This is a genomic window from Cutibacterium sp. LaCa_89 (genome assembly GCF_058177555.1).
In genome coordinates this window covers 2230181-2252990 of the sequence record NZ_CP190889.1, presented here as the reverse complement: position 1 = coordinate 2252990, position 22810 = coordinate 2230181, and the positions used below count along the sequence as shown (strand labels likewise).

The following is a 22810-nucleotide window of genomic DNA, read 5'->3' as shown; positions in this document are numbered from 1 at the left end:
GGTGTTTCGTCGCAGCATGGATCCGGCGCATGGCTGTCTGCGGGTGAGTTGGGAGAGGTCACCTGGCCATTGTCACGCAGCAGGTCGGAGAACGTAACCCGCACCACGCATGGTGTGGATCATGGGATCGCGTCCCTTGTCGATCTTCTTGCGCAGGTAGGAGATGTATAGCTCGACGACGTTGGCCTGTCCACCGAAGTCGTAGTTCCACACCCGGTCGAGGATCTGGGCTTTGGAGAGCACTCGTTTGGGATTACGCATGAGGTAACGCAGCAGCTCGAACTCAGTTGCTGTTAGGTGGATCTCCTCGCCGGCGCGGCGCACCTCGTGGGAGTCCTCGTCGAGGGTGAGGTCGCCGACGGTCAGGGTGGAGTCGGACTTGGGCTCGGTTGCACCCGAGCGGCGCAGCAGAGCGCGTAACCGAGCGATGACCTCTTCCAGGGAGAAGGGCTTGGTGACGTAGTCGTCGCCGCCAGCGGTGAGTCCGGCGATGCGGTCGCCGACGGCGTCCTTGGCGGTGAGGAAGATGACCGGGACGTTGGGCTGATCCATGCGAATACGGCGCATGACCTCGAGGCCGTCGAAGTCGGGGAGCATCATGTCGAGGACGATGACGTCGGGGCGCGTGGCCTTTGCCTCGCGGACGGCGTGAACGCCGGAATCAGCGGTGGTGACGTCCCATCCCTCGTAACGCATGGCCATGGAGAGCAGCTCGGTGAGGCTGGGCTCGTCGTCGACAGCCAGAACACGGATGGGAGACCCGTCAGCTCGAGTAAGTCTGGGAGGTTGCGGTGGGATTGCCATGAATTAAGGGTTCCACGACGGAAGCTCGTATCGGGTGTGTTGTAGCTGTGCTGGTCCTGTGAGTCATATCGGAGGTGGATGTGCGCAGCCTGAGGTGCGAGCATGTGTTTGTGATGGAGGGTGGGGTGAATTCTTCGTTAACATGAGTGCGCGTTGACGTCTTGGTGCGGTTTCGCGGTTCCTAGTGGGATGCATGTACACGGAAAGCACACTTTGTCGTGGTTGTGCAGTGACGGTGAAATTGTTCACCTTGTCGTTGCTTGTGGGGAGCCTGCCGCGCGAACGTAGGCTCACTGGGCGTAACGTGTCAGATGGCCGGAACTGCTCCCGGGTTCTGGTCGGCCGTCCGCCCCGCTCTGGTGAGGAGTGGGGGATCCCAGCTCGCCGTCCGGGGGCGCTACGGCCCGCACGAAGGATCTTGCATGAGTTCGACTCTGTTAATCGTGGTTATCGTCGTCGTGACGGCGCTGGCATTCGACTTCACCAACGGCTTCCACGACTCAGCCAACGCGATGGCGACGTCGGTGGCAACCGGAGCACTCAAGCCCAAGGTGGCCGTCATCATTGCGGCCGTCCTCAACGTCATTGGTGCCTGCCTGTCGACCGAGGTCGCCAAGACGATCTCCGGTGGCATCGTCAATGACCAACTCGTCACTGCTCCGATGGTTTTCGCCGGTCTGATAGGCGCGATCATCTGGAACCTCGCGACCTGGCTGTTCGGTCTGCCGTCCAGCTCCTCCCACGCTCTCTTCGGTGGCCTCATCGGTGCCGTCCTCGTCGAGGCTGGCATGAGCGGCATCCACGCCGGCAAGATCATGAGCAAGATCATCCTGCCGGCCCTGGTGGCACCGTTCGTTGCCGGAATTGCAGCTCTGCTGGCGACCTGGTTGGCGTATCGCATCACGGATCACACCGCCCATCACTCCTCGCGGATGTTCCTCAATGGTCAGAGGGTCTCGGCGTCGATGGTCGCCCTGGCTCATGGCACCTCCGATGGCCAGAAGACGATGGGCGTCATCACCTTGGTCCTCATCGCCGCTGGCTACCAGGCCTCGGGTACCGGCCCGGCATGGTGGGTCATCCTGGCCGCCGGCTGTGCCATTGGTCTTGGTACCTACTCCGGTGGCTGGCGCATCATGCGCACCATGGGCAAGGGGCTGTGTGACATCGAGTCCCCGCAGGGGTTCGCAGCCGAGACGGCGTCCACGGCCGCCATCCTGGCCTCCTCGCATTTGGGCTTCGCCCTGTCGACCACCCACGTCTGCTCCGGCTCGATTCTCGGCTCGGGAATCGGACGCCGCACCGAGGTGCGCTGGGCCACCGCCGGGAAGATGGTCATCGCCTGGTTGGTCACCCTGCCGGCTGCCGCTCTCGTCGGTGCCATCACCTCGGCTATCGCCGGTGCCGGCGCCTGGGGTGTCGTCATCGACCTCGTCCTGCTGGCCGTGATGGCCGCCGGCATCGTCCGCCAGGCCAACCACCACAAGGTTGACCACAACAACGTCAACGACTCCACTCAGGTCGGCGTCCGCAAGGGCTCGGCCATCGCCGGAGGGACTGCAGCATGAACATTGACTGGGCCTCACTCGGACTGGTGTCCATCGTCACGGTTGCGACCACCGTCCTCATCGTCTCCGTCGTCTCGGGCGGCGCACTGATGCTTGATCGTGCTCATGCGCGCACCGAGGCTGGAGGTGACGGGGCTGCTGGGCTCGTTGCTCTCGGGTGGACGGCCATCGCCATCGCAGGGCTCGTCGTTCTGTATGGCCTCTATCTGCTCATTCCGTACTTCCACTGATCACTGGTCTGCGCTGACGAGTGCGGAGAAGGATGCCGGACGGTTCGCCGTCCGGTGTTTTTCATCTCTGGAGCGTTGTCGCCGGGAGCGGCTCGGGTTCGTTGTGGGGGCCTCGGGGTGGTCGGCGCATCGTCCACGGGGAGGGAATAGATCTGCTCTCTCATGGGTTGAGTCTGGTGAACTCAATTTCATTCAAAAATGAGCTGACGTCAACTTGAGTGACAGCGACTCAGGGTCTACGGTTGAGTCGAAGTCGCTCAAGGGGATACTTTCCCGGAACATTCGTCCATCAGGAGGAAACCAATCATGGCTCGTTCAGTCGGTATCGACCTCGGAACCACCAACTCGTGCGTCGCCGTCCTCGAGGGCGGCGAGCCCGCCGTCATCCCGAACGCCGAGGGTGCTCGTACCACCCCGTCGGTGGTCGCCTTCACCAATTCGGGTGAGACCCTCGTGGGCGAGGTCGCCAAGCGTCAGGCCGTCACCAACGTTGATCGCACCGTCCGATCCGTCAAGCGCCACATGGGCGAGTCCTGGACGATGGGCGTCGACGACAAGACCTACAAGCCGCAGCAGATCAGCGCCTTCATCCTGCAGAAGTTGAAGAGGGATGCCGAGGCCTACCTCGGTGAGCCGGTCACCAACGCTGTCATCACCGTCCCGGCCTACTTCTCCGACGCCCAGCGGCAGGCCACCAAGGAGGCCGGCGAGATCGCAGGTCTGACCGTTGACCGCATCGTCAACGAGCCCACCGCTGCTGCCCTGGCCTACGGCCTCGACAAGGCTGACAAGGAGCAGACCGTCCTGGTCTTCGACCTCGGCGGCGGCACCTTCGACGTCTCCCTGCTCGACATCTCTGACGGTGTCTTCGAGGTGAAGGCCACCAACGGTGACAACCATCTCGGTGGTGACGACTGGGACCAGCGCATCGTTGACTGGCTGGTCACCCAGTTCAAGAACGCCAACGGCATCGACCTGGGTGCCGACAAGATGGCCAAGCAGCGTCTGCAGGAGGCTGCCGAGCGCGCCAAGATCGAGCTGTCGCAGGCCTCCGAGACCCACATCAACCTGCCGTACATCACCGCTGGTGCCGCTGGCCCACTCCACCTCGACGAGAAGCTGACCCGAGCCGAGTTCCAGCGCCTGACCTCCGACCTCCTCGAGCGTTGCCGCACCCCGTTCAACGCCGTCATGAAGGATGCCGGCCTCAACGTCTCGCAGATTGACGAGGTCATCCTCGTTGGTGGTTCGACTCGTATGCCCGCCGTCTCCGAGCTCGTCAAGGAGCTCGCCGGCAAGGAGCCGCACAAGGGCGTCAATCCTGATGAGGTCGTGGCTCTCGGTGCTTCCCTGCAGGCTGGTGTGCTGAAGGGCGAGGTCAAGGACGTACTGCTTCTCGACGTCACCCCACTGAGCCTCGGTATCGAGACCAAGGGTGGTGTCATGACGAAGATCATCGAGCGCAACACCACCATCCCGACCAAGCGTTCCGAGGTGTTCACCACTGCTGAGGACAACCAGCCGTCGGTGATGATCCAGGTCTTCCAGGGCGAGCGCGAGTTCGTTCGCGACAACAAGCCGCTGGGTAACTTCGAGCTGACCGGTCTGATGCCCGCGCCGCGCGGCATCCCGCAGATCGAGGTGTCCTTCGACATCGACGCCAACGGCATCGTCCACGTTCACGCCAAGGACATGGCCACCGGCAAGGAGCAGTCCATGACTGTCACCGGCGGCTCCGCCCTGGGCAAGGACGAGATCGATCGGATGGTCAAGGAGGCCGAGGCCAACGCCGACGCCGACAAGAAGCGTCGCGAGGCTGTCGAGATGCGCAACGAGGCCGACGCCCTGGCCTTCCGCACTGAGAAGTTGCTCGACGAGAACGGTGACAAGATCCCTGAGGACACCAAGACTCCGGTGACCGAGGCCATCGCCAAGTTGAAGGAGACCCTCAAGGGCACCGACAACGACGACGAGGTCAAGGCCGCCATGGACGACCTGAACCAGAAGGCGTCGGCCATGGGCCAGGCGATCTACGCCGCTGCCCAGCAGGCCCAGGCCCAGAACCCGCAGGGAGAGGGCGCCGAGTCGGCCACCTCTGAGTCCGGCGACGACACCGTCGTGGATGCGGAGATCGTGGACGACGAGGACGACAAGAAGTGACCGGGGCCACGGCCTGACCCCAAACCCCGCATCGACCGCCGGGTCGCCAATCATGACGGCCCGGCGGTCGGCACCCACGTGGAGGAAGACAGATGACTGACAAGAACGTCAATCCCGATGACAACCAGGCCGACGACAACCAGGCTGGCGAGAACGTCGAGGAGCGTTTCGCCGACATCGTCGATGGCGTCGACATCGACGATGACCAACCGACCGCCGACTCGCAGGCCCCTGAGGAGATGTCTCGGGAGGCCCAGCTGGAGGCCCTGCTGGCCGAGCGCACCGAGGATCTGCAGCGTCTGCAGGCCGAGTACGTGAACTACAAGAGGCGCGTCGACCGTGACCGTGCACTGTCGCGACAGTCCGGCGTCGACAAGGTCATCACCGACCTCATGCCGGTCCTGGACTCGATCGCCATGGCTCGCCAGCACGGTGAGGTCGAGGGCGGCTTCAAGCTCGTCGTCGATGAGCTCGAGAAGGTGGCCAACACCCATGGTTTGAGCAGCTTCGGTGAGGTGGGTGACGCCTTCGACCCGAATCTCCACGAGGCTCTCATGCAGATGCCGATGGAGGGGGCCACCGTCACCTCCGTCAGCCAGGTGATGCAGCCTGGCTACAAGCTCGGTGATCGTGTCCTGCGTCCGGCGCGCGTGGCGGTCTCCGATCCGGACCCGAATACCAAGCCCGGGGAGTCGAAGGCTGAGGGGTCGGGGGAGCAGGCCCCCGAGGCTGACAGCGACTGAGACGACACGCATCGAAGAAGGCGGCCATGACCGCAGACCGGAAGAACCCGCGATGATCAGGGAGGGAGGAACCAGATGAGTACCAAGGACTGGGCCGAGAAGGACTACTACAAGGTCCTCGGTGTCTCCAAGGACGCGAAGCCCGAGGAGATCAAGAAGGCGTTCCGCAAGATCGCCCGGGACAACCATCCCGACTCCCACCCCGGTGACAAGGCTGCCGAGGCTCGTTTCAAGGAGGCCTCCGAGGCCAACGACGTGCTGTCCAATGTCAAGAAGCGCAAGGAGTACGACCAGGCTCGCAGCCTCTTCGGAACGGCCAGCCGATTCGGGTTCCCGCGTGGTGGCGCTCAACCGAACGTCAACGTCGAGGACTTCATTCGTACCGCCTCCAACGGCGACGGATTTGGAGACCTCTTCGGAAATCTCTTCGGGGCCACCGGTGGACGCCGCACCACGACCAGGGCTGCTCGTCGTGGTGCCGACGTCGAGGGAGAGACGACGATTTCCTTCGACGACGCCGTGTCCGGGACGACCGTCACCATGGACATGGTCTCCCAGGCTCCCTGCCAGGCGTGCCGGGGAACTGGTGCCAGGGCCGGAACCGTGCCGAGGGTGTGCTCGACCTGTCAGGGATCGGGTATGCATGCGACCTCGGCGGGTGGCGTCTTCGAGATGACTGAGCCCTGCCCGGATTGCCAAGGGCGAGGAATGGTTGTCGAGGATCCTTGCCAGGTGTGCCACGGATCGGGTCGCGCCAAGTCCACCAAGTCCATGCAGATCCGGATTCCTGCCGGCGTGGAGGACGGCCAGCGCATCCGCATCAAGGGCAAGGGTTCCCCGGGCGAGAACGGCGGCAGGGCCGGCGACCTGTACGTCAAGGTGACGGTGCGTCCGCACAAGGTCTTCGGACGTGACGGCAACAACCTCACCGTCGACGTGCCGGTGACCTTCCCGGAGGCTGCTCTCGGCGCCGAGGTCGAGGTGCCGACCCTGGCCGGAAGTACCGTTCGTCTGCGGGTCCCCGCAGGGACGCCCAGCGGCCGGACCTTCCGGGTGCGTGGTCGTGGCGTGCCGCGCGCCGACGGCAGCAAGGGAGACCTGCTCGCTACCGTCGAGATCGTCGTCCCCGAGAAACTTGACGATGACGCGCGACATGCCTTGGAGGGGTTCCGTGACGTCGTCCGGCAACCCAACCCGAGGCCGTGGGAGGTGAGGTGAGATGGCACGGCGCAGCAGGAAGCTGTCCGACGCTGTCGATCTGGCGGTGATCGACAAGGACGCCGCCATCTTCCCCATCTCGGTGGCTGCCGAGCTGGCCGGGATGCACCCGCAGACCCTGCGCACCTACGACCGGCTCGGGCTGGTCATCCCGGAGCGAACCCGTGGACGGGGTCGTCGGTACTCCATGCGTGACGTCGCCGCCCTGCGGATGGTTCAGCACCTGTCCCAGGAAGAGGGGATCAACCTCAACGGGATCAGGCGCATCCTCGAGATGGAGCGTCGTATCGAGCAGTTGTCCGACCAGGTCGATCAGCTCACCGACACCGTGCGTGGAATGCAGGCTGCCAGGTTCCAGGGTAGTGAGGATGCGCGGGTGTTCACGGCCGAGTCCACCGGTCGGGTCCACATGGGTAGGACGGTCGTCCACGCCCAATTGGCATTGCCCGCGCACCGAGGCTGAGAGCCCTTGGGGTGGTTGCGATCTCGCGCGGGAAGTCCGTTCTGGCCGCCGTGAATCCGCTGACATCAGACCGGAATACCGCTGTGAGGGGCGGACAACCGGTCCTCGTCAAGGCATGATGAGATCGTGAAGGGAATTCTCAGGATTCTCAGTGTAGTAATCGTCGCGGCCGTCGTGGTCGGGATCACCCTCGGATTGCGGCCTGTCAACCACGCAAACGGGTGGTCCTTCGACCGGCATCGCAAGCCGAGCGTGGCCACCTCCTCGGCTCCGGCGTCCGTTGTTGCGGTGCGGTCCGCTCCCGGACTGACGGGGCATGGCGGAACCCTCGGCACTGTCGGCCTTGGCGACTCCGTTCCGCAGGGAAGTGCATGCCGCCAGTGCGTCACCTTCATCGAGCGGGTCGGCACAGACATGGCCCACCGTGCGAGCGTGCGAGCCTCCGTGGGTAACGAGTCGGTGTCGGGATACAAGACCACTGACGTCCTCACCCAGCTCGAGTCACCTGGCACGAGGACCTTGCTCAAGACCGCTGATCTTGCCATCGTGACGATTGGGGCCAACGATTTCGACGTCGACAAGATCGTCGCCAGGTGTGCCCACGCCGATGCGTCATGCGTCGAAGGTGACGTCGATGCGGTGATCGGACGGGTGCGCACCATCCTGGAACGCATCAAGGCCGCGATGACGACGCCCGATGCCACCGTCGTCGTCACCGGGTACTGGAATGTCGGGATGGACGGCAAGGTCGGGCGTGAGCAGGGCAAGGACTACTCCCATGTCACCAACACGATCACCAAGGTGTTCAACTCCCAGGTCGAGGACATCGCCGACGAGATCGGGGTCGTCTATGTCGATGTGCGTACTCCGTTCAAGGGCGCCGACGACAAGCGGGACGACACCGAACTTCTTGCCGAGGACGGTGACCATCCGTCACAGACGGGCCACGCCGTGTTGGCCAAGGCCGTGGAGGCTGAGCTGCCCTGACGGCGGTGTTCCGGTGTCGTCGTGGTGTGCGTCGGGACGAACCTGCGGCCGAGGTTGCCGATCAGTACCGGGTTCGTCCATGCCGAGGTGGTGCTGGAGGGTTTTGCCGCCCAGATCACCAAGACCGAGCATGCGGCGGGCACGTGACAGCTTCCCCTCTGCCGTCGTCGCCTGTCAGTGTGAGACAACCCACATCTCACCCCGATCTTTGGGTGCTGGATCGTCCTATTCGTATTACCCTGAATAACAAGTAGCGTCGGCACCGAGGTCGACGCGCTGACAAGGGATCAAAGATGACAGAAACCATGCTTGCCGAACGTTTCCACGCTGCGGATCGGTCCATCACCCTCGAGGACATCCCGATCCCGCACCCGGGGGCCCGGTGAGGTGCTCATCAAGGTCGCATACTGCGGTATTTGCCACTCCGACCTGAGCCTCATCAGCGGCGCCTTCCCGGCCAGTCGTCCCGTTGTGACCCAGGGCCATGAGGCCTCCGGCACCATCGTCGAGCTCGGCGCCGGCGTCACCGGGTGGAAGGAGGGTGACCGCGTCATCCCGTCCGCTGGTCGTCCCTGCCTCAAGTGCCGCAAGTGTCGTCGTGGTGCCTTCACAGACTGCCTGAGCCTGAACCTGATGGCCTTCGCCTACGATGGCGCATGGGCCGAGTACCACGTCGCCCAGGCCTCCGGAATGACGAAGATCCCGGACAACGTCCCGATGGACCAGGCCGCCCTTCTCGCTGATGCCGTCTCCACCCCCTACGCCGCTGTCGTCCGTACTGGCAAGGTGCACATGGGCAACGCCGTCGCCGTCTGGGGAGTCGGTGGTGTCGGGACCCACCTCGTCCAGCTCGCCAAGCTGGCCGGTGGCGTCCCGTCATCGCCATTGACCTCAACGACGCAGTCCTCGAGCGCGCCAAGCGACTCGGTGCCGATCACACCCTGCGCAGCGACGACCCTGAGCTCATGCAGAAGATCGAGGACATCACCAACGGCCGCATGATCGACGTCGCCTTCGACGCCGTCGGCATCAAGCCCACCCTGCGCGCTTGCGTCGACTCCCTCGACGTCGACGGCAAGGCGGTCTCCGTCGGTCTCTCCTCCCAGGACATCGACGCCGGCCCGTTCCTGGACTTCAACCTGCACCGCAAACAGGTTCTCGGCCACCTTGGTTACAAGTCCCAGGACATCGCCATGCTGGCCGAGATGCTGTCGTACCACCGCCTCGACCTCTCGGAGTCGATCTCCAAGGTCATTCCGCTGTCGGAGGTCAAGAGCGGCATTGAGGAGCTGGAGTCCCATCAGGGCAACCCGATCCGTATCCTCGTCAAGCCCTGACGCCGTCCAGTCCTGAGGCAAGGTCCTCGGACACAACTCAACGCACACGTTCAGCGCACAGGCTCGACACACACTGGGTGCCGTCGCGATTCGTCTCGTCGGCACTCGTACGTATGAGACCACGGACGTTGCCGTGCGAGCCTGCAACGCCACGGGCGTGATCGTCTCTGTCCGAGCGGGGTCCTACAATCCAAGGATTGAACCCCGGACCTCCCGGGACTGCTGCGACGACGCATCCCGCCGTCGGGGCGGGAACGCCGGCACGACGTCAGGAGTTTCATGACAGTACTGACCGACTTTCTCGCCACGCATCAACTGCTGACGATCCTCATCGTCCTGGCTTCTGGTGCCCTGCTGGGCCAGATCAAGTTCGGCCCACTGAGATTCGGTGCTGCTGGTGCCCTCTTCATGGGGCTCGTCGTGGGTGCCCTCGACCCACGTTTCGGCCAGGACCTGGGCATGATCAAGGGCTTCGGCGTCGTGCTGTTCTGTTACACCGTCGGCCTGGCTGCTGGATCGACCTTCCTGTCCGACCTCAAACGTCAGTGGAGCCTCATGTTCGCCGGCATCGTCGGGCTTGCCGCCATGGCAGCCGCCGGGCTCGGGTTGGGACGATTGTTCGGACTGAGCCCGGCCCACGTCGCCGGCCTGTACGCCGGTGTCCTCACCTCACCGGCCATCGACGCCGCATCGACGGCCACCCACGGCGCCGGGGACACCCTCGTTGGCTATGCGTTGTCGTATCCGGTCGGCGTTGTCGTCGGGCTCGTCATGGTCGCCCTCGTCGCCAAGCGGCACTGGCCGGCCACCAAGGACAACACCTCCATGGCCGAGGCCGGGCTGACTTCGGTGTCAACGGTCGTCGATCGCGAGACCTCCATTCGCGAGACCCCAGGTTTCAACGACGACCAGATCCGGATGTCCTACCTGCTGCGCGACGGCGAGATGCGGCTGGCCACCCCGGACGACGACCTCCATGTCGGCGACCAGGTTCTCGTCGTCGGCAACCCTGACGACGTCAACCGTGCCGTCGAGCACTTGGGCCACGTCTCTGATCGCGCCCTCACCGACGAGCGCCACGAGATTGACTTCCGCCGCTTCCTGGTGTCCAACCCTGCCCTGGTCGGGCACACCCTCGGCAGCATCGATGTGCGCGGCCGTACCAGTGGCAAGGTGACTCGGGTGCGTCGTGGCGACCTCGACATGTTGGCCCGCGATGACATCGTCCTGCAGCCGGGCGACCGCGTGCTGTGCGTGGTGCCGGCGAATCGTCTGTCCGACGCCGCCGACCTCTTCGGTGACTCCGAGGCCCGCGTCTCCCAGGTCGACGCCCTGTCCCTGGGGCTCGGCGCCGCCCTTGGTCTGCTGCTCGGGGCTCTCATGGTGGCCCTGCCCGGCGGCTTGCGCTTCGAGCTGGGAACCGCAGCCGGACCGCTCGTCATGGGTATGATCCTGGGGTCGGTGCATCGTACGGGTCCATTGCGGTGGCAGCTGCCACACGCCACCAACGCGATTCTGCGTCAGCTCGGTCTCATGATTTTCCTGGCCTGCGTCGGGCTGGCGTCCGGTCCCGCCTTCCTGTCCCAGGCCGCCAGCTGGACCGGTCTGGCAGTCATCGGCGTCTCAGCCGTCACCTTGGTCCTCGGTGGAGTGATCGTCATTGCTGCGGCCTGGTTCATGAAACTGTCGGCCCAGCGCGCCACCGGTGCCTTCGCCGGTTTCGTGGGCCAGCCGGCCATCCTCAGCTACGCCAACTCCTTGGTCAACGACGAGCGCATCGAGTCGGCCTACGGTGCCCTCTTCGCGCTGGGAACCATCGTCAAGATCCTCCTGGTGCAGGTCATCGTCCTGGTGTGAGTTCTTCCGGAACGGGGGCCGGTCGGTTGTGCAACCGTCCGGCCCCCGTCATGTCGGTGAGGGGACCTGATCAGCCCCGTGACTGATTGCGGCGACGAGACAGCCACCACCCCAGAGTCAGGACGGCCAGCCAGATCGGGCCGATCGCCACGGCGATCCGGAAGGGCGGCATGATCAGCATGACGACGACCATGAGCACCAGGAAGGCGATGACGATCCAGTTGGTCACCGGTGCTCCCGGCATCTGGAACTTGAGGTTTGCGTGAGTCTCGGGGGCCAGACGACGACGGAAGAGCATCTGGGTGATGATGATCGTCGCCCAGTTGATGATGGCGGAGATCGTGGCGATCGACATGATGTACATGAACGCCTGTTCCGGCAGCAGCCCGACGACGACCACCGCGATGGCCGTCACCGCGCTGGAGACCAGCACACCGACCCACGGGGAGCCGGCCCTGTTGACCTTGCCGAGAACCCTGGGGGCGTCACCCTGGTGGGCCAGGGCGTGCAGCATCCGACCGTTGGCGTAGAGACCGGAGTTGTACGCCGACATCGCCGCGGTGAGCACGACGAGATTGAGGATGGCGGCCGCTCCCGGGATGCCGACGAGGTCGAAGATCTGGACGAAGGGGCTGGCGGTGCCGTCGATCTTGGTCCACGGGACGATGGCCAGCATGACGACGAGGGCGCCGACGTAGAAGATCAGGATCCGCCCGACGACCCGGTTGATGGCCTTCGGGATGGAACGCTGCGGGTCCTCGGCCTCGCCGGCGGTGATGCCGATGAGCTCGGTGCCGCCGAAGGAGAACATGACGATGATGATGCCGGCGAGCATCCCGGTGACGCCGTGGGGCATGAACCCGCCGTTGCGCCACATGTTGCTGAATCCGGTCGCCGGGGTGGAGGGAGATCCGAAGAGGATGATCCACAGCCCCAGGATGATCATCGCGACGATGGCGACGACCTTGATGATGGCGAACCAGAACTCCACCTCGCCGTAGGCGCGCACGTGGAGCAGGTTGACGGTGGTGACGATGACGAGGAGAACCGCCGCTGACAGCCAGCGGGGCACGGCCGGGAACCAGTAGTTGACGTAGATTCCGACCACCGAGAGCTCGGCCATCGACACGAAGATGTAGTTGAACCAGTAGTTCCAGCCGGAGATGAAGCCGGGCAGGTCCCCCCACCATCGGTGCGCGTACTCGCTGAAGGCGCCCGAGGTCGGGTGGTGGACGCTCATCTCGCCGAGAGCACGCATGATGAGGTAGATCACCGCGCCCCCCACCAGGTAACTGATGACGATGGCCGGGCCAGCGGCGGAGATCGAGTCGGCAGCTCCGTAGAACAGGCCGGTTCCGATGGCGCCACCCAGGGCGATGAGCTGGATGTGTCGGTTTCTCAGGCTGCGGTGCAGTTGCTGATCAGGTTCGGTCACGCCGGTGAGTTTAGGGGCGGGTCCGAGAAGGAGGCGGCGGTGATCGAGGGGTGAGCGTTCGCGCAGGCGAGAGGTCACGACGACGCCGAGGTGCCGATACTTGCCGGTCACCCCACGGAGCTGCCAGAAAATCGAGATGAAAACGTGTACATGCCTGATCCGGGCCACTTTTTGGCAGCTCCGTGGGGTGGCGTCGGGGTATCGGTACCCTGACCAGGTGATCTTCAACCTCTCCGCCGCGTGCCTGATGCGAGGGCGAACCTGTCTCAACGTCCGAAAACGGGGAGCCGATCACGTCATCCTTCCCGGTGGCAAGATCGAGCCCGGCGAGACCCCTCTCGATGCCGCCATCCGCGAGGCCCGGGAGGAGACCCGTCTGGTCCTCGATCCCGCAGACCTCACCCACCTGGGAACCTTCGACGCCCCTGCCGCCAACGGTGACGCCGATGGCATTCGCTGCGCGGTCTACATCTGTGACTGGCAGGACTCCTGGCCAGAGCCCGTCCCCGATTCCGAGATCGTCGAGTACGAGTGGACCGACCTCGATCACTGCCACGATGACGTGAGACAGGCCCCGCTGCTGCTCGACCGGGTCATCCCGGCCCTGCAACAGCGAGGCCTGCTGTGAACCTCATGGTGTCGCCAGCCCTTGAGCTCACTCCTCAGCCAGGGCGACGGCGGGCTTGATCTTCGCTCCACGGCGACCGGGTATCACGGAGGCTATCCATCCGGCCAGCACCGAGACGACGGCCACCACGAGCATCTGAACCCACGGCACGGACGCCTGAACGGTCATGATCGAACTGAAGAGGGCGTGGGATCCGGCGATGCCGTACCCGATACCCAGCGCGATACCGAGGATTGCCGCAATGCCCGAGAGGATGAGCGCCTCCGTGCCGAACATCGACCGCACCTGTTTCCGCGTCAGTCCGAGGGCGCGCAGCAACCCGATCTCGCGGGTGCGCTCCACCACCGACAGGCCAAGGGTGTTGGCGACACCGACCATTGCGATGATGACCGAAATCACCAGCAGACCGACGACCATGCCGAGCAGGATGTTGATCACCTTGTCCATCTGGGCCTTCTGGTCAGCGGTCGAGGCGACCGTCACTCCCTGGTGGGCCGACATGGACTTGGACAGGGCCTGGGTCGTCTTGGACTGATCGGCGCCGTCCTTGTAGCGGACCTGCAGCTGGGTGGGTTCGGCCTTCGGAGCCAGCTTGGTCATGACATCCTGGGTGACGACGATGCCCTGCGTGTCCTGACCATGTCCGACCAGGGTCAGGTTGACCTTGTTGCCCTTGACGGTGACGGTGATCTTGTCGCCGTCGGAGGCACCCGGCACGGAGCCCACGGCGTGGGTGCTGTCGAGCCCCTTGGTGGCGGAATCGTTGCGAACGACCTGGGAGAACTCCGACGAGACACCCTGGATAGTGGTCTGCTTGGCATCTCCGCCGCCCTCAATGGTTCCGGTGGCTGTCGTCACAGGAGCGACCTTGGCGACTCCGTCGGTCTTCCTGGCGTCCTGGATGGTCGCCTTGTCGAGCGGGCCCTGGGCTTGCACGGTGGCGTCGACGGGGAAGTGACCGTTCATGGCCTTGTCGATGGAGGCCCGTCCGGTGGCAGCTCCCGTCGCGACGGTGGCGATGAGGGTGACACCGATGAGCAGGGCAGACGTCGTCGTGGCGGTACGGCGCGGGTTGCGCTGGGTGTTCTCGACAGCCAACTCTCCCGGAACCCCACCGAGGTGGGCGGCACCGATGGCTCGGCTCAGCCCGCCGATGAGAACGGGAGCCAGCACCAGCACGCCGGCAAAGCTGACGAATCCACCGGCCACCCCGCACAGCACGGCGACATTGGTTTCTATGTCAGCGGTCGCGCAGGCGATGACGAGGGCGGCACCGGCGATGAAGAGCAGGGCACCGAGCATGATGCGGACTCGACCGATCCTGCGGGTGGGCGTCTTGGTCATGGGCTGCAGAGCAGCGACCGGGGCGACCTTGGTCGCGCGACGTGCCGGTGGCAGGGCGGCCAAGGTCGTCACGACGATTCCGACAATGAGTGGGATGATGCATGACATCATGGTGACGCTGACCGAAGCGTCGACCGGGGAGCCCGCAGCCTTGAGCCCCATGAGCATGAGCTGGGTGACGCCAATACCAAGAGTCGTTCCGACGGCCGATCCGATGAGGCCGGCGGTGAGGGCCTCGCTCACCACCGAGTGACGCACCTGTTTGCGGGTGGCACCGATGCAGCGGGCCAAGGCCAAGGTGCGGGTGCGCTGGGCGACGAGGATGGTGAAGGTGTTGACGATCACCATCGCTGCGACGGCCAGGGCGATGACGGCGAAGGCACCCATGAAGGTCGTCATGGCCGCGAATCCGTCGGAGGCATGCTCGGCCTGATGGGCCCGCTCGTCGTCGGCAGTACGGACGGCGGCGGTACTGCCGACGGCCTCGGAGACATCCTTGACGACCTCGGAGGCTGGGCGGTCGGAATTGACGTACAGGACGTCGGCACCCCCCTGACCACTGATGCTGGCCAGGGTGGCGGTAGGCAGGTAGATCTCCGAAGAGGTCGGGGTGCTCGTGGTCCGAGCATTCGGATTGAGCACGCCCACCACGGTCAGGTTGGTGGACTTCAGCTTCTTCTGGGACATGTCACTGACCGTGATCCGGGAACCGACTGTGGCCTTGTTGCCCGCAGTGCTCTGGTTGACGACGACTTCGTTCGCCCCCGTCGGGGCGCGTCCCTCGACCATGTCGGGGTGGGCTGGCATGAGGTGACCGGTGACATAGGCGGACTGCCCGTTGTCGGTGCGCTGCAGGAAGACGTTGCGGGTGGCCTCGACCGAGGTCACACCATCGACCTTGGCGACGTTGTCAACGGTGGTCTGGGCAATGGTCTTGTCCTTGCCAGTCACGACTACGGCGGCATCCCCGACGGCTGCCGCCTGGGTCCGCAACGCGGAAGCCTTGATCGAATCCATCAACATCAGGGTGCTGGCCATGAAGGCCACCCCGATGATGACGGCGATCATCGTGGGAATGAGACGACGACGTTCATGAATCATGCCAACACCTCCTGCCCACGAGTGGTGGACACCTGGCCGTCAGCGACGGTGACGATGTCGTCGGCCCTGGCGGCGGCGTCGCGGTCGTGGGTGACCATGACGACGCTCTGGCCGAGGTCGTCGACGCAGTGGCGCAGGAAGTCGAGCAGGTCGTCGCTGGCCTCCGAGTCGAGGGCGCCGGTGGGCTCGTCGGCGACGATGACGTCCGGGCGGGTCACCAGGGCACGGGCGACGGCAACGCGCTGCTGCTGGCCGCCTGACAGCTCCGACGGCTTGTGGCGAAGACGCTCGGTGAGACCGAGCATTCCGGTGATGTGATCGAACCACTCCTTGTCGACCTTGCGGTGGGACAGCCTCAACGGCAGCATGATGTTGTCGGAGGCCGTCAGCGTCGGCATGAGGTTGAAGGACTGGAACACGAATCCGACGTGGTCGCGACGCAGCCGGGTGAGGGCGTCGTCGTCGAGGTGAGTGATCTCGGTGTCACCGATCCACACCCGTCCGGAGGTGGGGGAGTCCAGACCCGTCATGCAGTGCAGCAGGGTCGACTTGCCCGAACCCGACGCTCCCATGATGGCGGTGAAGCGCCCGGCCGGGATGTCGAGGGTCACGGAGCGCAGCGCCCGCACAAGGGTGGCTCCCGAGCCGTAGGTCTTGGTGAGGTCAAGGGTGCGGACCGCGCTGGGGGCGGTCGTCGAGGATGTGGTCGGCGCGGCCGGCGCTGAGGCAGACATGAGAACTCCTGTGTCGAGGTGCAACAACGCCTTTGACGCTATGGGCGTTGTCCCTCGTCACACATCAGTCCCGGGAACGGTTCCCGCTCTCCTACTGCAGGAGGACCCAGCTCGTCCGCAGAAGGACCGGGCTGAGGCCCCTCATGTCCGAAAGGTTAGCGGCCGGGCCGAACCAGTCCGGCGTCGTAGGCAGTGATGACCATGGAGACCCGGTCGCGCAGGTTGAGTTTGGACAGGATGTGCCCGACGTGGGTCTTGACGGTTGTCTCGGCCAGGTAGAGCCGCTCGGCGATCTCGGTGTTCGTCAGCCCCTCGCCGACGCAGGTGAGCACTTCGCGCTCCCGGTCGGACAGCGAATCTATGAGCTTGGGGTCGGTCATCGTCGGCGCACCCTCCCCCTGACGAGGGATGAAGCGTTCGATGAGACGACGGGTGGCCGACGGGGCGACGACCGAGTCGCCGTCACGAACCGCTCGGATGGCAGCCAGCAGTTCCGTCGGACCGGCGTCCTTGAGCATGAATCCGGACGCTCCGGCGCGCAGGGCAGCATGGACGTACTCGTCAAGGTCGAAGGTCGTCAAGACGAGGATCCTGGCCTCAGTGTGGGCGGCCATGATCTTCTCGGTGGCGCCCAGGCCGTCGAGGATGGGCATTCGGATGTCCATGAGGACGACGTCGGGGGACAGCTCATCGACGAGGGTGACGGCTTCGGCGCCGGTGTTGGCCTCGCCGACGACGGTCATGTCGGGCTGGGCGTCGAGGACCAGACGGAATCCGGCACGAACCATCTGCTGGTCATCGGCCAGGAGGAGTCGGATCGGGTCGGTCATGGCATGGTCCTTCGGGGCTCGGACTGACGATTACTGAATGATTGATGGGTGGGGATGACGCCGTGGACTCGGAACCCGTGGTCCGGGCGACTCCCCACCTCAAGGGTGCCACCCCAAGCGGACATACGTTCGCGCATTCCCACCAGGCCGTGCCCTGCCCCGTCGGCCCGCTCGATGCCAGTCACTCCGGCTCCTCGGCCATCGTCGAGGATCTCCAGGGTGACGTCGTCGGGGTGATGGCTGACGATGACCTGGGCAGTGGCGGCAGGACCACCGTGCTTGAGGACGTTGGTGAGGGCTTCTTGGGCAACGCGGTAACAGGCCAGCTGGGCGCCCTGGGAGAGGGGTTCGTGGCATTCCGGGTCTCCTTCGACCCTGAGGTCGATGGACAGCGCTCCCTTCATCTCCTCGACCAGACGAGGAATGTCGTCAAGGCCCTGGGTGGGTGCGAGTTCGGGGTCGGAGTCGTCGTCGCGCAGCACCCCGACGAGACGGCGGGTCTCGTCGAGGGCGTGACGGGCGGTCGTGGCGATCGTGTCGAGAGCCTGGGCGCTGGCCGCCAGACGGGTCTCGGCGTCGCCGACCTCCTCGTGATGGGCGAGATAGGAGCCACCGTCGGCCTGCACCACGATGACCGACAGGGAGTGGGCGACGATGTCGTGCATGTCCCGGGCGATCTTGGCGCGTTCCTCCTGAGTGGCAAGACGGATGCCCTGGTCGCGTTCGCGTTCCAGGTCGATGGCGCGTTGGCGCAACGCCTCCATGGTCTGGCGACGATCCCGAGCCGCACTTCCGGCGAACCAGGCTGCCAGACAACATGCCATGCACCCGATCGCGATGATGCCGGAGCGCAGCAGCTTCGTATGCGTGTTCAGATCGGACCTGGGGTCGAATCCCCAACTCACCGCGGCGGCGCTCGGGGCGACGAAGCACAGTGCGAGCCAGAAGCTGCGCCGTGGTCTCTCGGTCTTCAGCGAGAGTTGGTACAGGATGATGGGTACCAGAACGTTCTGCGGCCACGGGTCGGTCGTCATCGCAAGCTGGACGAGGTGTGAGCCGACCAGTACTGCCGCCGTGATCTCCGGCCTGGTGCGGGCCCACACCCAGGAGGCTGCAACCGCTAGGACCAGCACGAGCATCCATATTTCATGGGCAGTGACATGGTCTTGCTGAGCCCAGGACATCACGGTGACCACAACGACGACGAAGGCGAACACCGAGTCGAGGATCATGGGGTGCGCGCGCAACCATCGATAGCCACGACGCAGACGTCCCGGGGGACGACGTGTGGGGACGGAAGTGCTGCTCACCGTTCTGACCCTACGGCCAGAACGGATGAGTCACATCCTTCCGTCGATGGATTTAAGGAGAATTCGACCGGCCGTGACCGTTCAGCTCTCTCCGAAAACATGGCCGTTGGCTGTGGCTCCGCTGGGAGGTCCGCGGCCGAGGGGACATGATTGCGGTGTGCAGAACCGTTCCCGACTGATACGCCTGATGGGCCCGGCCTTCGTCGCGGCCGTGGCGTATGTCGATCCCGGGAACGTCGCCGCGAACCTCTCGGCAGGGGCTGGCTATGGCTACCTGCTGGTGTGGGTGCTCGTCATCGCCAACGTCATGGCGATGCTGGTGCAATATCTGTCGGCCAAGTTGGGACTGGTCACGGGCCATTCCCTTCCTGAGCTCGTCGGGGACGCTCTACCACGTCGAAGCAGTCGGCTGGCCTTCTGGTTCCAGGCCGAGCTGGTCGCGGCTGCGACGGACCTGGCCGAGGTCATCGGTGGAGCAGTGGCCTTGGAGCTGCTATTCGGCCTACCTCTGCTCGTCGGAGGTCTCATCACTGGGGCGCTGTCCCTGGCGATCCTGGCAATCCCGTCTCGTCACGGGCAGCGTGCTTTCGAGTTCGTCATCATCGGGATGCTCGTGGTCGTCGCCATTGGCTTCACGGCAGGACTGGCCTTCTCGCCCCTGTCGTGGAGCGGGATTGCCTCCGGCATGGTTCCGAGGTTCGAAGGCACCGAAACGGTCATGTTGGCCACATCGATGCTGGGCGCCACCGTCATGCCACACGCGGTGTACATGCACTCCTCACTGGTGCGAGATCGTCACGGGGTGAATGATCGGCCGAGCCAGATCTCCAGACTTCTCAAGGCGACGCGATGGGACGTCGTGGTCTCCCTGGTGTTGGCCGGATCGGTGAACATCGCGATGCTGCTGCTGGCAGCGGCGAGCTTGCAGGGAGTCGAGGGGATTGACGGCATCGCCGAGGCCCACGCGGCCATCAGCTCCTCCCTGGGGTCGACGATCGGGGTCATCTTCGCCATCGGACTATTTGCGTCGGGGTTGGCCTCGACGTCGGTAGGTGCTTATGCCGGGGCTGAGATCATGGCAGGGCTGCTCCACATGAGAGTGCCCATGCTCGTCCGCCGACTCGTGACGATCATCCCGGCCCTCATCATCCTGGCGTCGGGAGCGAATCCGACCAGAGCCCTCGTCCTCAGCCAGGTCCTCCTGAGCATGGGGTTGCCGCTGGCCCTCGTGCCATTGGCGCGGTTCACGGGGGACCGACGCTTGGTGGGTCAATGGGCGAATGGTCGAGTCATGTCCGTCATCTCGTGGACGGTCGTCGTTGCGGTGTCAGCTCTCAACGTCGTCCTCGTCGTCGCGACGATCATGAGGTAAATGATCCCTGAGTGAGACTGTCTGGCGTCCTTCGTGAGATTGGTGACAAACTCAGGGCGTGACGACGCCGAACCCCACACCGAGTCCAACTCACGAACTGGCCACTGAGCTGGCGACCGCTTTCCGCGGACATCCTGCCGGCGTGGCAATCCTGACGACGATGGGTGCAGGTGGTCCGGAGGGGCTGACGGTGTCCTCCCTGGCATCAGTGTCAGTCGTGCCTGCCGTCGTCTCGGTGTCGATGGGTAATGGCTCGACGACCTTGGCGGCTCTGAAGGAGGGGGCCCGCGTCGTCGTCCACATGCTTGATGCGGACCGAACCGATCTGGCAGATGCGTTCGCGGTACCCGGTGCGGACCACTTCGTCGGAACTGAGTGGATACCCAGCACCGAGGGAGCGCCGCAACTGAGTGTCCCAGGTCCGGTTTTGCACGGTTTCGTCCAGGCGATGACCGATACCGGATCGGCCACGCTCATCGCCGTCACCGTTGATCGGATCGACATTGGAAACCGTCGCGCTCCCGGTTTGGTGAGGATGGCGCGAGGATGGCACGAAATACCTCGCTAGACTTTTTTGTCCCGCTTTTTCGGGTACGTTGGAAGACGCCATCGAAGTCGAAGGAGATGTCGCTATGACAGCTAATGATGCGTGCGCCCAGCAGACTGAACGTATGGGAACTGCGCCCGGATTCATTGCCGCTCTGGACCAGTCCGGAGGCTCCACACCGAAGGCTCTCAAGGCGTACGGGGTGGAGCCCGAGGTCTACGGCGACGACAAGGACAAGATGTTCGATCTGGTCCACGAGATGCGGACCAGGATCATCACCAGCCCGTCGTTCACCAGCGACCACATTCTTGCCGCGATTCTGTTCGAGATGACGATGGATCGTGAGATCGAGGGAATTCCCACCGGTGATTTTCTGTGGCAGAAGAAGGGCATCGTCCCCTTCCTCAAGATCGACAAGGGCTTGGCCGACGAGGAGTCCCACGTCCGCGTCATGAAGCCGATCCCCGGTCTTGACGAGCTCCTTCATCGCGCTGTCGAGGAGAAGCACATCTTCGGCACCAAGGAGCGCTCGGTCATTCTTGATGACGACAAGGACGGCATCAAGAAGATCGTCGATCAGCAGTTCGAGCTCGGTGAGCAGGTCCGCGCCGCTGGCTTGGTGCCGATCCTCGAGCCTGAGGTCGACATCCATGCACCGAACAAGCAGAAGGCGGAGGAGAGGCTGCACAACCTCATTCGTGAGCACATCGACGCTCTGCCTCTCGACGCCAGGATCATGCTGAAGCTGACGATTCCGACGACCGATGACCTGTACACCGATCTCATTGCGGATCCGAAGGTTCTCCGTGTCGTGGCTCTGTCCGGTGGCTACTCCCGTGAGGAGGCCAATGAGAAGCTGGCTCGTAACCACGGACTGATCGCGAGTTTCTCGCGTGCTCTCGCCGAGGGGCTGAGTCACGGCCAGTCCCAGGAGGAGTTCGACGAGACCCTCCGCAGCTCCATCGATTCGATATACGCTGCTTCGGTGTCCTGACCCTTCGTCGTATGACGGGCCTGCGAGGAACTCGCGGGCCCGTCGTCGTGTCATGGGATGGATGCCCCGCCTCGTCACGCAGAGTGGCTCCGGTTGGACGCAAACGGCTTCGGAACAGGGTGAACGGTGGTGTGGAGGGCTGTCTGCCTTGTAGAATGCTCCTGTGATCCCCAAACTCGTCGCGTTCGATCTGGACGACACCCTGGCCCCCTCGAAGACCCGTCTCCCTGAGCCCATGGCGCACATCATGTCGCGGCTGCTGGATCACACCAGCGTCTGTGTCATTTCCGGCGGTCAGTTCGGCCAGTTCCGTACTCAGGTCGTCGAGGCCCTTGATGACGTCAATGCCCCTCACCTGGATCATCTCCACCTGCTGCCCGCCTGCGGCACCCAGTACTTCCGCTGTGTTGAAGGAGAATGGCAGCGTATCTACGTCGAGGCGCTGACCGAGGACGAGAAGTCCCGCGCCATCGATGCCGTCGAGACCTGCGCCCGTAACCTGGGGTTGTGGGAGGAGCGCGCCTGGGGGCCGAGGTTGGAGGATCGAGAATCCCAGATCACCTTCTCCGCCCTGGGCCAGCAGGCCCCCGTCGATGCCAAGAAGGCGTGGGATCCCAGCGGTGAGAAGAAGCTCAAGCTCCGCGAGGTCGTGGCGGCGAAGCTTCCGGACCTCGAGGTGCGCGCCGGCGGATCCACCTCCGTCGACATCACCCGCGTCGGCCGCGACAAGTCCTTCGGGATGGGCAAGTTGCTCGCTGTGACGGGCCTGTCCAAGGAGGACGTGCTCTTCTACGGGGATCGCCTCGACGAGCACGGTAACGACTACCCCGTCAAGGTCATGGGCATCCCGTGCGTCGCCGTCACGGATTGGCAGGACACGGCCGACAAACTTGAGACCCTCTTGTCTGACTGACACGTTCCGTTCCTTCACGAAACTGTTTTCACACGAGCATCACACAGCGTCATATCGCCACATGAAGACCCCCTTGTATCGCACAAGAGGGTCGTTCCAGTGGTCGTACCAACACTGTGACACAAGAGTTCATCTTGGGGTCTCGTCGGTGTCACCTGAGTATTGGGATGACGACACCACGGCTTCCTAGTGTCCTTCCTCGGCGCTGCCTGTGAGAGGGCGGCAATGAAATCCT

The 22810-nt window shown here is 64.3% G+C and carries 19 protein-coding genes and 1 pseudogene; 14 read left to right on the top strand and 6 right to left on the bottom strand.

What is annotated here, in order from left to right; all coding sequences use genetic code 11:
- Window positions 1-72 precede the first annotated feature (72 nt).
- Entirely contained in the window at window positions 73-804 is a 732-nt protein-coding gene (locus tag ACP8LP_RS10360) for a response regulator transcription factor (RefSeq protein ID WP_036975505.1), read from the bottom strand.
- A 422-nt stretch (window positions 805-1226) separates the two neighbouring features.
- On the opposite strand from ACP8LP_RS10360, the gene ACP8LP_RS10355 reads away from it, so the two are divergent.
- The 9 genes and pseudogenes from ACP8LP_RS10355 to ACP8LP_RS10315 all read left to right on the top strand — a co-directional run bounded on the left by ACP8LP_RS10355 (window position 1227) and on the right by ACP8LP_RS10315 (window position 11367).
- Window positions 1227-2372, top strand: a complete 1146-nt coding sequence (locus ACP8LP_RS10355; protein ID WP_279186964.1) for an inorganic phosphate transporter — start codon at window positions 1227-1229, stop codon at window positions 2370-2372.
- Window positions 2369-2602 (top strand): hypothetical protein, encoded by a 234-nt coding sequence (locus tag ACP8LP_RS10350; RefSeq protein WP_016666228.1) that lies wholly within the window; start codon window positions 2369-2371, stop codon window positions 2600-2602. Before ACP8LP_RS10355 ends, ACP8LP_RS10350 begins: the two co-directional genes overlap by 4 nt.
- A gap of 306 nt (window positions 2603-2908) precedes the next feature.
- Window positions 2909-4762, top strand: coding sequence for a molecular chaperone DnaK (gene dnaK / locus ACP8LP_RS10345; protein WP_016666227.1), 1854 nt, complete (start codon window positions 2909-2911; stop codon window positions 4760-4762).
- A 92-nt stretch (window positions 4763-4854) separates the two neighbouring features.
- Window positions 4855-5505, top strand: coding sequence for a nucleotide exchange factor GrpE (locus ACP8LP_RS10340; protein WP_484483144.1), 651 nt, complete (start codon window positions 4855-4857; stop codon window positions 5503-5505).
- A 75-nt stretch (window positions 5506-5580) separates the two neighbouring features.
- Complete coding sequence (gene dnaJ / locus ACP8LP_RS10335; protein WP_016666225.1) at window positions 5581-6723, top strand: molecular chaperone DnaJ; 1143 nt, start codon at window positions 5581-5583, stop codon at window positions 6721-6723.
- Between the two features lies 1 nt (window position 6724).
- Window positions 6725-7186, top strand: a complete 462-nt coding sequence (locus tag ACP8LP_RS10330; RefSeq protein ID WP_016666224.1) for a heat shock protein transcriptional repressor HspR — start codon at window positions 6725-6727, stop codon at window positions 7184-7186.
- 126 nt (window positions 7187-7312) lie between these two features.
- On the top strand, window positions 7313-8173 hold the full coding sequence (locus ACP8LP_RS10325; RefSeq protein ID WP_016666223.1) for an SGNH/GDSL hydrolase family protein: 861 nt from the start codon (window positions 7313-7315) through the stop codon (window positions 8171-8173).
- Window positions 8174-8466: 293 nt separating this feature from the next.
- A pseudogene (locus ACP8LP_RS10320) lies at window positions 8467-9510 on the top strand (zinc-binding dehydrogenase).
- A 279-nt stretch (window positions 9511-9789) separates the two neighbouring features.
- Window positions 9790-11367: an aspartate:alanine exchanger family transporter gene (locus ACP8LP_RS10315; protein ID WP_015582051.1), complete on the top strand. Its 1578-nt coding sequence runs from the start codon at window positions 9790-9792 to the stop codon at window positions 11365-11367.
- Between the two features lie 70 nt (window positions 11368-11437).
- Here the strand turns inward: ACP8LP_RS10315 and ACP8LP_RS10310 are convergent, their stop codons facing one another.
- Window positions 11438-12802 (bottom strand): amino acid permease, encoded by a 1365-nt coding sequence (locus ACP8LP_RS10310; RefSeq protein ID WP_484483143.1) that lies wholly within the window; start codon window positions 12800-12802, stop codon window positions 11438-11440.
- Between the two features lie 247 nt (window positions 12803-13049).
- Here ACP8LP_RS10310 and ACP8LP_RS10305 point away from each other — a divergent pair, with 247 nt between their 5' ends.
- On the top strand, window positions 13050-13430 hold the full coding sequence (locus ACP8LP_RS10305; protein ID WP_036976280.1) for an NUDIX hydrolase: 381 nt from the start codon (window positions 13050-13052) through the stop codon (window positions 13428-13430).
- 27 nt (window positions 13431-13457) lie between these two features.
- Here ACP8LP_RS10305 and ACP8LP_RS10300 read toward each other — a convergent pair whose 3' ends face one another.
- The 4 genes from ACP8LP_RS10300 to ACP8LP_RS10285 form a co-directional block, all read right to left on the bottom strand.
- Window positions 13458-15875, bottom strand: coding sequence for an ABC transporter permease (locus ACP8LP_RS10300; RefSeq protein ID WP_484483142.1), 2418 nt, complete (start codon window positions 15873-15875; stop codon window positions 13458-13460).
- On the bottom strand, window positions 15872-16609 hold the full coding sequence (locus tag ACP8LP_RS10295) for an ABC transporter ATP-binding protein (RefSeq protein ID WP_016666217.1): 738 nt from the start codon (window positions 16607-16609) through the stop codon (window positions 15872-15874). Before ACP8LP_RS10295 ends, ACP8LP_RS10300 begins: the two co-directional genes overlap by 4 nt.
- Before the next feature lie 155 nt (window positions 16610-16764).
- A complete protein-coding gene (locus tag ACP8LP_RS10290; protein ID WP_004809284.1) occupies window positions 16765-17439 on the bottom strand; it encodes a response regulator in 675 nt (224 codons plus the stop codon).
- Window positions 17436-18671, bottom strand: coding sequence for a sensor histidine kinase (locus tag ACP8LP_RS10285; protein WP_004809281.1), 1236 nt, complete (start codon window positions 18669-18671; stop codon window positions 17436-17438). Before ACP8LP_RS10285 ends, ACP8LP_RS10290 begins: the two co-directional genes overlap by 4 nt.
- Window positions 18672-18726: 55 nt before the next feature.
- On the opposite strand from ACP8LP_RS10285, the gene ACP8LP_RS10280 reads away from it, so the two are divergent.
- From ACP8LP_RS10280 to ACP8LP_RS10265, 4 genes are all read left to right on the top strand, one after another.
- Entirely contained in the window at window positions 18727-20121 is a 1395-nt protein-coding gene (locus ACP8LP_RS10280) for an Nramp family divalent metal transporter (RefSeq protein ID WP_484483141.1), read from the top strand.
- A gap of 58 nt (window positions 20122-20179) precedes the next feature.
- On the top strand, window positions 20180-20689 hold the full coding sequence (locus tag ACP8LP_RS10275) for a flavin reductase (RefSeq protein WP_434285704.1): 510 nt from the start codon (window positions 20180-20182) through the stop codon (window positions 20687-20689).
- 28 nt (window positions 20690-20717) lie between these two features.
- Window positions 20718-21662: a fructose bisphosphate aldolase gene (locus tag ACP8LP_RS10270; protein WP_004809276.1), complete on the top strand. Its 945-nt coding sequence runs from the start codon at window positions 20718-20720 to the stop codon at window positions 21660-21662.
- 163 nt (window positions 21663-21825) lie between these two features.
- Complete coding sequence (locus ACP8LP_RS10265; protein WP_484483140.1) at window positions 21826-22575, top strand: HAD-IIB family hydrolase; 750 nt, start codon at window positions 21826-21828, stop codon at window positions 22573-22575.
- Window positions 22576-22810 lie beyond the last annotated feature (235 nt).

Bases quoted from the DNA above. Each gene is read 5' to 3' on its own strand.
- ACP8LP_RS10360 (WP_036975505.1), bottom strand. From the start codon at position 804: ATGGCAATCCCACCGCAACCTCCCAGACTTACTCGAGCTGACGGGTCT.
- ACP8LP_RS10355 (WP_279186964.1), top strand. From the start codon at position 1,227: ATGAGTTCGACTCTGTTAATCGTGGTTATCGTCGTCGTGACGGCGCTG.
- ACP8LP_RS10350 (WP_016666228.1), top strand. From the start codon at position 2,369: ATGAACATTGACTGGGCCTCACTCGGACTGGTGTCCATCGTCACGGTT.
- dnaK (WP_016666227.1), top strand. From the start codon at position 2,909: ATGGCTCGTTCAGTCGGTATCGACCTCGGAACCACCAACTCGTGCGTC.
- ACP8LP_RS10340 (WP_484483144.1), top strand. From the start codon at position 4,855: ATGACTGACAAGAACGTCAATCCCGATGACAACCAGGCCGACGACAAC.
- dnaJ (WP_016666225.1), top strand. From the start codon at position 5,581: ATGAGTACCAAGGACTGGGCCGAGAAGGACTACTACAAGGTCCTCGGT.
- ACP8LP_RS10330 (WP_016666224.1), top strand. From the start codon at position 6,725: ATGGCACGGCGCAGCAGGAAGCTGTCCGACGCTGTCGATCTGGCGGTG.
- ACP8LP_RS10315 (WP_015582051.1), top strand. From the start codon at position 9,790: ATGACAGTACTGACCGACTTTCTCGCCACGCATCAACTGCTGACGATC.
- ACP8LP_RS10305 (WP_036976280.1), top strand. From the start codon at position 13,050: ATGCGAGGGCGAACCTGTCTCAACGTCCGAAAACGGGGAGCCGATCAC.
- ACP8LP_RS10300 (WP_484483142.1), bottom strand. From the start codon at position 15,875: ATGATTCATGAACGTCGTCGTCTCATTCCCACGATGATCGCCGTCATC.
- ACP8LP_RS10295 (WP_016666217.1), bottom strand. From the start codon at position 16,609: ATGTCTGCCTCAGCGCCGGCCGCGCCGACCACATCCTCGACGACCGCC.
- ACP8LP_RS10290 (WP_004809284.1), bottom strand. From the start codon at position 17,439: ATGACCGACCCGATCCGACTCCTCCTGGCCGATGACCAGCAGATGGTT.
- ACP8LP_RS10285 (WP_004809281.1), bottom strand. From the start codon at position 18,671: ATGATCCTCGACTCGGTGTTCGCCTTCGTCGTCGTTGTGGTCACCGTG.